General features: G+C 25.3%; 8 protein-coding genes and 2 pseudogenes. 5 read left to right on the forward strand and 5 right to left on the reverse strand.

Features of this window, described 5'->3' with window-relative positions; genetic code table 11:
• Positions 1 to 176 precede the first annotated feature (176 nt).
• Both Q0K52_RS13590 and Q0K52_RS13595 read left to right on the forward strand, forming a co-directional pair.
• Complete coding sequence (locus tag Q0K52_RS13590) at positions 177 to 3,401, forward strand: hypothetical protein (RefSeq protein WP_297300352.1); 3,225 nt, start codon at positions 177 to 179, stop codon at positions 3,399 to 3,401.
• Positions 3,398 to 4,303 carry a glycosyltransferase family 2 protein gene (locus tag Q0K52_RS13595; protein ID WP_297300354.1) on the forward strand — a complete coding sequence of 302 codons (906 nt, stop codon included), beginning with the start codon at positions 3,398 to 3,400 and terminating at the stop codon, positions 4,301 to 4,303. The genes Q0K52_RS13590 and Q0K52_RS13595 overlap by 4 nt, the downstream gene beginning before the upstream one ends.
• Before the next feature lie 71 nt (positions 4,304 to 4,374).
• Here Q0K52_RS13595 and Q0K52_RS13600 read toward each other — a convergent pair whose 3' ends face one another.
• Complete coding sequence (locus Q0K52_RS13600; protein ID WP_297300355.1) at positions 4,375 to 5,550, reverse strand: acetyl-CoA C-acetyltransferase; 1,176 nt, start codon at positions 5,548 to 5,550, stop codon at positions 4,375 to 4,377.
• A 101-nt stretch (positions 5,551 to 5,651) separates the two neighbouring features.
• Positions 5,652 to 6,596 carry a thiamine-phosphate kinase gene (thiL, locus tag Q0K52_RS13605; protein ID WP_297300357.1) on the reverse strand — a complete coding sequence of 315 codons (945 nt, stop codon included), beginning with the start codon at positions 6,594 to 6,596 and terminating at the stop codon, positions 5,652 to 5,654.
• Positions 6,597 to 6,721: 125 nt separating this feature from the next.
• On the opposite strand from thiL, the gene trmD reads away from it, so the two are divergent.
• Entirely contained in the window at positions 6,722 to 7,465 is a 744-nt protein-coding gene (trmD, locus tag Q0K52_RS13610; RefSeq protein WP_297300359.1) for a tRNA (guanosine(37)-N1)-methyltransferase TrmD, read from the forward strand.
• 27 nt (positions 7,466 to 7,492) lie between these two features.
• A complete protein-coding gene (locus Q0K52_RS13615; protein WP_297300361.1) occupies positions 7,493 to 7,984 on the forward strand; it encodes a GNAT family N-acetyltransferase in 492 nt (163 codons plus the stop codon).
• A gap of 508 nt (positions 7,985 to 8,492) precedes the next feature.
• Here Q0K52_RS13615 and Q0K52_RS13620 read toward each other — a convergent pair.
• Positions 8,493 to 9,218: a ComF family protein gene (locus Q0K52_RS13620; RefSeq protein WP_297300363.1), complete on the reverse strand. Its 726-nt coding sequence runs from the start codon at positions 9,216 to 9,218 to the stop codon at positions 8,493 to 8,495.
• Positions 9,218 to 10,009 (reverse strand): prohibitin family protein, encoded by a 792-nt coding sequence (locus Q0K52_RS13625; RefSeq protein ID WP_297300365.1) that lies wholly within the window; start codon positions 10,007 to 10,009, stop codon positions 9,218 to 9,220. Before Q0K52_RS13625 ends, Q0K52_RS13620 begins: the two co-directional genes overlap by 1 nt.
• 179 nt (positions 10,010 to 10,188) lie before the next feature.
• Here Q0K52_RS13625 and Q0K52_RS13630 point away from each other — a divergent pair.
• Positions 10,189 to 10,689: pseudogene (locus tag Q0K52_RS13630) on the forward strand (hypothetical protein); the annotation flags it as partial.
• Positions 10,690 to 10,713: 24 nt separating this feature from the next.
• Here Q0K52_RS13630 and Q0K52_RS13635 read toward each other — a convergent pair.
• A pseudogene (locus Q0K52_RS13635) lies at positions 10,714 to 11,001 on the reverse strand (integrase core domain-containing protein); the annotation flags it as partial.

Here is an 11,001-nt window from a genome sequence, read left to right on the forward strand (position 1 = left end):
ACAAACAAACAAACAAACAAACAAACAAACAAACAAACAAACAAACAAACAAACAAACAAACAAACAAACAAACAAATCTATATATAAAATCTTACTTTCTTAAAAAAAATTTATCTTTATTGCAAAAATATTTTAATCAATCTGGATACTATCTCTGTATCTTATGGAGTAATTTATGAAAAATAAATTTAACAAGATTTTATTAATTATAAGTTTTGTTTTAGTAATAATTACATTATTATTGACTATATTAGGCTCAGTTAATAGAATAGGATATTTGTCAGAATTCAAATTAAATAAAGATTTATCTAAAAAAAATGCTTATTATTATGATTTTAGGTTAAAATATTATAGCAAAATATTTAGAAATAATGATATATTTAATGTAATTTTTGATGTCCCTCAATTTGCTTATGTAGGTAAGAACCTTATAGAATTCAAAAATATAACATTTGATAAAAAAGGCAGCAGTCCTTTTGGTAATTTTATCTCAACAAGAGAACTTAGATATGATGATAAAATACAAAGCATTAATTATAAATTAAAATTGAAACCTTATATTATAATTATAGCATTATTAGCATTTATATATATTTTATTTAATTATAAACTGATTTTTAATATTTTTAAAGATAAAAAAGAATTAATTCTAAAAATATTAAAAATATCTTCTGTTTCAATATTAGCTATATTAGTATTATTATTTATACTTGGACAGTTAAACCATAAAGCTAGTTTAGAAGATTTAGAACTTATTGCTGAAAGTGAAGCAGGCTATGTTTATAGAGCCAGAGTAGTAGGTAAGGGATTATTTTCAGATAATGTTATATATAAATATAATTCAAAGTTACAATTAAAAAATAAACCTGATTATATAAAGAATTATGGATATAATGCTAATTTAAAATTAGTCAATCATAAAAACAAAAATGGATCAATTTATAATAATCCTGATAAAACAGTTACAATTTCAAACGATAACAATTATTATAGTATATTAGGATATGATATAGAGCCTTCTGTTGGAGAGAAGTATATTGTTACATTAGAAGCTAAAAAAATAGGTAATATATCAGGAAATATAAAATATCAACTAGATGATATTAATAAAAATATTGTTATACCCAATACAGATAAAATTACTGATAAATATGAAAAATATATTAGTACTTTAGATATTGAATATGGTAAAAGAGCTATTAAACCAGTAATGAGATTTTATTATCCTACTGGAACCATCAATGTAAGATATTTAAATATACAGCAGGTATCAGATAATTTATATTTAAAATCAGGAAATAGTATAATATTTACTTCTTCTAAAAAAATAGATAATGTTAATAACATTGGAAAAATTAATTATCAATTATATATAAATAATTATCTATTGGTAATAGGACTATTAGCATTAATTTTCATTATTTTTATTCACAGAGAAAAAATAATTTCTTATAAAAATATATTAAATCATATACTAATTCAAAATAAACAATTAATAAGAAATCTTGTTATTATATCAATAGCAGTATTTATATTTATAATAATTATAACTGCATTTTTAGGAAAACAAGATAGAACTGGATATTTGTCTGATTTTAATCTTGTATCATCAAAAAACGGTGAATACACATATAATTTCAAAATTAAATATTACAGTAAAATATTTATAAACAGCAATATTTATGATGTTTATCCTTATTTGAATAATTTACCAAACTATATAAAATCGGCTAAAATGGATGACAGATTTGGTACTCCTTTTGGTTCTTTAATATCAGAAAAAGAATTAAAATATGATGATAAAATAGATACTCAATATTACTTGATGATAAATTTTGATATATTTTATTATATAGTAATTATTATGATTATAATTTTGCTATGTATGGGATATTATCTTCTTAAAGAATATTGGAAATACAAAAAAACTTTGGATAAAAATGATTATTTATTTGTGAATAAAATAGAAATTATCGGAATATTATTATTTGCTTTTCAATATTGGCTATTTTATCCTGGTAATTTTAATTTTTATGATTTATATTATAGTATATTTTACGGTCTATTTAATGCTAGTGATAATTGGCATCCGGTTTTTATAGATTTATCTATAAAATTTTTAGATAAAATTGGATTTACTATGATGCCTTTATTTTTCATTAATATGTTATTATGGTACTTAGGATTATCAATAATAATTATAGGTTTGTATTTAAAATTTAAAAATAAATATGTGATTTTATTGTTTTTAATAAACTATTTATATATAGTATTTTTTAATAATGCTAATTATTTTAAAGATTTTACAGCTACTCTATATTTATTTTTTTCATGTTCTATAATTATATTTATGAGTCTAATTCCAATCAATAATGGCACAGTAAAAAATATATTAAAAATTTCTAGCTTATTAACATTAATTATAAGTATGATGCATAGACACACTTTTATTGTCACAATATATCCTATCTTAATTTGGTTCACTTATGATTATTTAAAAACTAAAAATATTAAAAATATAAAAAAGTATTTATTTTCTTTTGCTGCCATAATGTTTGTGAATGCTATTATATTAATGGGGATATATTTCATATTTCCAAGATTATTCATAAAAAATATAAATTCATCTACATCATATCATATTTACTTATTACAAATAGCAGGCTGTATTGTTCCTGCAAATGATAAATCATTAATACCAGAATATATGTATAGAGATGGAAAAGATTTTAATGACTTCAAAAATGAATATTATAAAAATAAAACTTTCGCTGATAATTTTAGAGGTATCATAAAATATGATAGAAAAATAAAAATAATATGGATAAAATCTATATTAAAATATCCTATCAATTATATAAAACATATTTTTAATTTTTCAAAAGCTTTATTAATACAAAAATATACAGCATTTAATTCAAAATATATACAAGATTATCCATACAAAAATAAAATAGAAAGATTATTCACAAAATCTAAAATAAGTGAAACAGGAGAGGAATTTTATAATTCTAAATGGTATAAAGAAAATAGTGGAATAAAATTTACAAATTTAAGAGAAAAAATTTATATATTATTATCAAACGTACTACCTAATTTCAACATAATTTTACATGTTTTGATAGTTGTATTATTATTTATTATTATAAGTATATTAATTATAAAAAAACATATTATAAATGATATATTAGTACTCAGTTTTTCTATATCATTTTCTGGAATATCTACAATTATAGTGAATTGTTTGTTTTTACCAGCCGCTACTGTTAATCAAAGTTATAGATATATTTATCCTATAGTACATATTAGTATTTTACTTTTAATCTTATTCATATCATTTATATATGACAGAGGAGGATTCAAAAAATTTATTAAAGAATTAAGAGGAGATGAAAAATGAAAATATCAGTAATAATACCTTGTTATAATGAAGAAATAACCATTAAACAGGTAATAGAAGAATTTAGAAAATATTTGCCTGAAGCTGAAATAAATGTGTTTGATAATAACAGCAAAGATAATTCTGTGAAATTAGCAAAAGAAGCTGGAGCAATAGTTACTGAAGTTAATTATCAAGGTAAAGGCGAAGTTGTTAGAAGAGCTTTTGCGGATATTGAAGCTGACATATATATTATGGTTGATGCTGATATGCAGTATGATATATCTGAAATAAAAAAGCATATACAATACTTTTTAGATAAAAAACTTGATATGCTTAATATTTCTCGTGAAGTTGTAGACGAAGATGTACATAGAAAAGGTCATACTTTTGGTAATGCTATGCTCACAGGTTTTGCTAATACATTATTTGGAAAAAGATTTAATGATATGCTTAGCGGTTATAGAATATTTTCAAAAAGATTCGTAAAAAGTTTTCCAGCTGCTTCTAAAGGTTTTGAAATAGAAACCGAATTAACAATATATGCACTACAAATGCGTTTGCCTGTAGGAGAAGTTCCTGCTAAATATTTTAAAAGACCTGAAGGTTCTCATTCTAAACTTAATACTTTTAGAGATGGATTTAGAATACTATTTACTATAATTTATTTAATGATGACAGAAAAACCTTTATTGTTTTTTAATATAATAAGCATTATATTTTTTATTATAGGTATGTCTTTAGGAATAAGTATAACTATAGAATATTTTGAAACATTGAAAGTTGATAGATTCCCAACTGCCATACTTACTATATGCATACTAATATTATCCGCATTATCTTTTGCTATAGGATTAATAATGAATGCTGTAGGAAGAGTCATATCAGAAAATAGAAGATTTAAATATAATTCCACAAAATAAATTTAATAAAAAGGGATAAAACTTTTATAGAATTATCCCTTTCATAAATATTAAAGATTATGCCAATTAATTTACATTTCAACAACTAAAGCAGTACCCATACCGCCGCCTATACAAAGTGTAGCAAGACCTTTTTTAGATCCTCTTTTTTTCATCTCGTATAAAAGTGTAGTAAGTATCCTAGCTCCTGATGCTCCTATTGGGTGACCTAAAGCAATAGCTCCTCCATTAACATTAACTATATCCATATTGAATTTTAACTCTCTTGCAACTGCAATGGATTGAGCTGCAAAAGCTTCATTACTTTCTATTAAATCCATATCCTCAACTGTAAGATTAGCCATTTTTAACGCCTTTCTGCTTGATTCTATAGGACCAACTCCCATTATTCTAGGTTCAACACCGCAAGTAGCGTAACCTAATATTTTAGCCATTGGTGTAATTCCTAATTCATCAGCTTTTTCTTTTGACATAAGAACAACAGCAGAAGCAGCATCATTAATACCTGAAGCATTTCCTGCAGTAACTGTTCCGTCTTTCTTGAATGCAGGTCTTAATTTAGATAAAGTTTCCATAGTAGTACCGAAAGTTGGATGCTCATCAGTATCAATTACTATTTCACCTTTCTTAGTTTTTACGGTAACTGGTACTATTTCATCTTTAAATCTTCCGCTTTTAATTGCAGCCTCTGCCCTATTTTGACTTCTGCATGCAAACTCATCTTGTTCTTCTCTAGTAATTCCCCACTGTTCAGCAATGTTTTCAGCAGTAACGCCCATATGATAATGCTCGAATGCACATATAAGAGCATCATTCAAAAGAGTATCCTGCATCTTAGTTTCTCCCATTCTGGCACCTGCTCTCATAGCTGAAGCAGTATAAGGAGCCATACTCATATTTTCAGTACCGCCTGCCACTACTATATCAGCATCTCCTGCTTTAATCATTTGTGCTGCCATAGATACAGCTCTAAGTCCTGAACCGCATAATATATTTATAGTTAATGCCGGACTTTCTACTGGTATTCCTGCATTAACTGATACTTGTCTTGCTACATTAGGAAGAAGTGCAGATTGTATAACACAGCCAAAATAAGTTTCATCTACTTGTTCTGGTTTTATATTAGCTCTTTTTAATGCCTCTTTAACGGCTATTGTACCTAATTCTACTGCTGATACATTTGAAAATGAACCCAAGAATTTTCCTACTGGAGTTCTTACAGCACTAGCTATAACTACTTCTCTCATATCATCTCCTTAAATAAAAAATATCATACTATAGTATAGTAATTTAAAATAGATTTTACAAGTATTTAATATAAAAAAGCAGTATTTAAATATTTAAGTACTTAAGAATGAACAAATCCTAAAGAATCAAAATGCATTTCTTGATTATTAATGTCTATAAATTTTATAAACTCATTGGATAATTCTGTAACTTTTCCTATTTTTATTAAATTGTTTTCTTCTGGTATTTCTTCTTCACTTGTAAAAATAACAGCGTAATCTTCTCCGCCTGTTAAAATAGATTTTAATACTTCTTTTGAATTATCAAAAAATCTATTAACCAAATGCCAATTAGAAAATTCATATATATTTATTGTAACTTTAGATTCTTCAGCAATATGAGAAGCATCTTGTAAAAGTCCGTCGCTTATATCTATTGATGAATTTATTTTGTATTTATATAATATATTCTGCCATTTATCATAAAATAGTTTTGGTCTTAAATGAGTTTTCACACTTTCATCATTATAATCATAATTTCCAGATAAAAGTTTTTTTAATCCTAAATCACTTTCCCCTACAAAACCTAGCACATAAACATTATCATTTATTTTAGCATTACTTCTGAGTATGGATTTATTTTTTTCAGCAGTACCCATTAATGTAATTGATATAAAGAAATAATCATTAGAGCCTGTAATATCTCCTCCTGATATCTCTATATTATAAGGCTTACAAGCATCTAAAAAACCTCTGTACCATTCAAGTATATTTTCTTCATTAATTTTTTTCGGTATAGAAAGAGAAATAAAGGCATTCTTTGGATAAGCACCCTTACATATAATATCGCTAATATTCGCCTGAGCTGATTTATAGCCTACATCATAAAAAGAATAGTAATTCAAAGAAAAATGAATATTTTCAACCAATATATCTGCAGTTACAAGCACATCTGTATTTTCACTGATATTTTTTATAACGGCACAGTCATCGCCTATATTTATATTATCTGTATTGTTATTATTTGTTAATTCTTTAATTTTTTGTATAAGTTTGAATTCCTGCATATTTTTAACCCATTTTATTATTTCTATAATTATAACATATTTTTTGATGATTTAATACAAGCAATTAAAACAAACATTTATAAATATATCTTGATATATAAAAATCTATAAAGTATAATACAAAAATGATAATAGATATACTTACACTTTTTCCAAAATTTTATGAAAGTCCTATATCAATAGGATTAATTAATAATGCTATAAATGAACAAAAAATTCATTTAAACATTGTAGATATGAGAGCTTACGGCGAAGGGAATTATAAGAAATGTGATGATTATACTTACGGCGGAGGCCCAGGTATGATTATGACTTATAATATATTTAAAAAATATTTTGATTCTCATGATAAAGGTCATACTTTAATATTTTCTCCTTCTGGAAAAACATTAACTCAAAATAAAGTTAAAGAATTATCCAATAAAGAACATGTAACTATGATACTTGGGCATTATGAAGGGATAGATTACAGAGTTGAAAAAAAGTATTGTGATGAATCCATTAGTATAGGTGATTATGTTTTAAGCGGAGGAGAAATTCCTGCTTTGCTTCTTCTTGATGCTATTTCAAGATATAAAGATGTTATGAATAATAAAGAATCTGTTATAAGCGACACTTTTGAAGAAAATTCGAATGGTCTTTTGGAATATGAACAATATACAAGACCTGAAGAAATAGATAATATGAAAGTCCCTGAAGTACTCCTATCAGGAAATCATAAAAATATAAATGAATACAGAAGACAAAGAAGTATTATAAAAACTTTTCAAAATAGAGCCGATTTATTTTCAAAAATAGATTTAACTAAAAAAGATATGCAAACTATTTTTGATTATTTAAAAATGGATAATAAAAATCAACAAAATTAATCATAAATATAAATGGAGTAAATAAAAATGAAGATAAGAAAAACAACAGTTAAAGATATTGACAGAGTATTAGAAATATTTGATTATGCTAGAAAATTTATGGCTGAAAATAACAATCCTAATCAATGGATTAATGGCTACCCTTCAAGAGAAGATGTAGAAAAAGATATAAGAAAAGACAGCAGTTATGTTTGCTTAGATGATGACAACACTATAATAGGAACATTTTGTTTTGTAATTGGAGAAGATGAAAACTATGATAAGATATATGACGGTAATTGGCTTAATGACAAAGAATATGGTACTATACACAGAATAGCAACTTTAAATGGCAGAAAAGGATTAGCTTCATTTTGTCTTGATTACTGCTTCAAACAATGCTCTAATATAAAAATAGATACATACAAAGACAATAAACCTATGCTTAATTTTCTTGAAAAAAATGGTTTTACAAGATGCGGAATAATATATTTAAAAAGCAATAATGGAGAAAGAATAGCATTTCAAAAAAATATATAATTTTTTATTTATAGTATCTTAAATAAATTCTTAATCTCTAATCATCACTTGGGCGGGTGCTATAATTTCTAATTAAACTATAAAGAATTATTAAAATAAAAATTCAAAATAAAGCTGTAAGGAATAAAGGGCGGGCAATGTAAACAAAGTTTAAAACTTATTTTTAATCCCACCCTTTAGGCTTTAAATATATTCTGATATTCCTATATTATTTTTTCCTATAAATTTAAACTGTTATTTTAGCTGCCCACCCTAGATTTTTTTAAATTCATTATCTATTCACCGCACGCAGAATAATAATAAAAATATAGATTTATTTATAATTCAAATTCTATTATATTAAAAATTTAGTTTACCGTGCGTTAAATGGATTTTTAATCTAATTAACACTTGGGCGGGTGCTATAATTTCTAATTAAACTATAAAGAATTATTAAGATAAAAATTCAAAATAAAGCTGTAAGGAATAAAGGGCGGGCAATGTAAATAAAATTTCTTGGTATTACTATTTAAGCACGTGCTACTGTTAGCACTCCTATTTTATTTATGCATTCAAGTTTCTTTATTTCTTTTGAAAGTTCATTTAAAGTAGAACCTGTAGTAAATACATCATCAATTATTAATAAATTTATTTTCTTTTTAGAATTAAAATCTTCATTTACAACAAATGCATTTTTTATCATATTAAGTCTGTCTTCTTTACTATTTAAAGAACTTAATGCTTTTGTTTCTTTTTTGCGGTATATAATATTATTGATTAATCGTACATGTAAAATATCTGATATTGTATGAGCAATTAACTCGCTTTGATTGTAGCCTCTTTCCAAAAATCTCTTTTTTCCAAGAGGCACAAAAGTCAAAGCATTATATCCTTTTATATAAGATTTATAATAATGACTGAGCATAGCACCAAAGTCTTTGCATAATAGGTATCTATGCTCAAATTTCATCTTATGAATTAAATCTAGTGTATGATCATTGTAATGAAGCATGGATCTACATTCATCAAAATAAAGTTCTTCATCTTTACAACTGCATATTGATTTTCTGCTCTCTAAAACTTTTCCGCATTTAGGGCATCTTATATATCCATCTCTATGTATATAATCCAAATTTTTATTTATACAATCAATGCATACATAATTCATATTTCTGCTTCGCATTAAGTCTCCGCAGATTATACAATGATTTGGAAATATCAAATCCGCTATATTATGTAAAAGAAAATTAAACATTATTTTACTTGTATCATAGGGGTAACACCGGAACCTGAAACTTGAGGCATTTTACCGTCCCATTTTTCTATATACATTCTCTGTATTAAAAGCGGTGTTAAAGATTCCTGCATTATTCTGTTTGCTTCTGCTATACCTTTAGCTTTAGTAACCTCTGCCTCTGCTTCATATCTTACTTTTTCTAAATCATTTTGTGCTGTTAAAGCATTTTGAGAAGCTATTAATTTTCTCTCTATAGCCTGATCAAATTCATCAGAAAAATCATGCTCTATTATAGAACAAGCAGCAACAGTGATACCATAATCTTTAAAATCACTCATAACCTCTTTTAAAAGCTCTCCAGCCATTTCATTTCTTTTTGTTATAAATTCTTCTATAGTATATCTTGCAGAAACAGCATTCAAACTTTCAGATATTCTAGGATTAACTAATTTGTTCTTATAATCTGTACCAAATTTTCTAAATAATTCTAAAGCATCTCCTGTAATAGAATACTGAACATTTAATGTCATTGATATAGTTTGCATATCTTTTGAAGATACTGCATAAGTTTTTTCTACTGTTTGTTCTCTTACTTCCATAGTTTTTATAGTATCTATAAAAGGCACTCTAAAATGAAGGCCTGGTTCTTCTTCAGATATAGCTTTTCCTAATCTGCTTCTAATACCAACTTCACCTGTAGAAACTATTGTTACACTAGAAAACAATAAAAATCCTACAACCAAAACTATAGGCAAAATTACAAAAAGTGCTGAATGTAATTTATTCATACCTACATTAATAATTTTCATAAACCTATTTCCTCCTAAAAAAATAATATAAAATATACTAAAATATAAATAATTTTTTTGCAAGTAAATAGGAATAAATTATTTGTTTAAGAGCCATAGATATTGCACACTTTTAGTTTAAAAAAAGATGGTATTCCTTATAATTTATAATTGCTACAAATAAACCAAAAGGAATACCTATGAAACAGTATAATACACAACAGAAAAAAAAGATAGTAGAAATTATTAGTAAAACAAAAAATAAAAAAGCACAGGCTTTAAAATTTAATATTAGCATTAGAACTTATTACTATTGGAAGAAAAAATTAGAAGAAACAGATAGTATAGAAAATAAAAGTAGGAAACCTAAAAATAGTCCTAATAAAGTTAGAAATAAAAAGATTATTAACAAAGTAATAGAAATACGTAAGAAATATAAATATGGTAAAACAAAAATAAAGAAATTATTAGAAAAAGAAAATATAAAAATAGGTACTACAGCTATTGAAACTATATTAAAAGAATATCACTTGTATCAAAAGAAAAAAAGAAAAATAAGAAAGAAACATAAAGGAAAGCATGTTTTTTATATAAAAGAAGCAGGCGAAAAAGTACAAATAGATGTTAAATATGCTTTTTTTGGTGAAATACGTTATTATCAATTTACTGCTGTAGATTTAGCTACTAGAATGACTTTTAGGTGCACAGGAGCCAGACATATTGCATTAAGTATTCCTTATCTTTTTGAAGTATAACATAGGTGTATCATAATTTAAAGCTGAATGTATTCGTTTGTAATTCCAAAACTTATTATATTTTTTTAACTTTTGATTAGCTTTCTCTAAAGTTAATTCTTTTGTACAATAATCATAAAATTCTTTTTGGTCCCGATTATGTGTACTTTCTACAACACCATCGCTCTGCGTGCCTGCGGCAATACCAAGGACTAGCGACTGGACTATAAACTCTTTTAATATGTTTATCCTTACAAAACTTATCTAGCGGATGTTCTG

Source organism: uncultured Brachyspira sp. (genome assembly GCF_944390845.1).
Lineage (GTDB): Bacteria > Spirochaetota > Brachyspiria > Brachyspirales > Brachyspiraceae > Brachyspira > Brachyspira pulli.